The organism is Bacillus cereus group sp. BfR-BA-01379 (genome assembly GCF_022663605.1).
Classification (GTDB): Bacteria; Bacillota; Bacilli; order Bacillales; family Bacillaceae_G; genus Bacillus_A; species Bacillus_A mobilis.
Window position 1 is genome coordinate 1 of sequence record NZ_JAKUFT010000222.1, and the last position, 350, is coordinate 350.

A 350-nucleotide genomic window follows, 5' to 3' on the forward strand; every position below is an offset into this window, starting at 1 on the left:
TAGTATTAATTATCTCACTTTTTGAGAAGGATTTCCAATTTTGTTTTATGATGTTAAAGGAGAAGTGCTATTTGAATAAAAAAAGAGACCCATTTGGGTCTCTCTCTAGGAAGCGATTCTGAACGAGCCGCTTCCGCTTTTAGATTAATATCTAGCTCCAGCGGCTAGAACAGTCGGCCATTTCGCGCCTTCCTGCGAGGCAAAAAGCGCCTCTTCGTCAGGAGCTCCAATGACCTCCTGTTCTGAACGAGCCGCTTCCGCTTTTAATTAAAATACTTGTTCTACTTCAATAACGCCTGGTACTTCTTCTAGTAATGCGCGTTCGATACCAGCTTTTAGTGTGATTGTAG

1 pseudogene is annotated in these 350 nt (G+C 42.3%); it reads right to left on the reverse strand.

The window, feature by feature from the left end:
* Positions 1-267 precede the first annotated feature (267 nt).
* Positions 268-350: pseudogene (locus tag MR113_RS27565) on the reverse strand (NifU family protein); the annotation flags it as partial.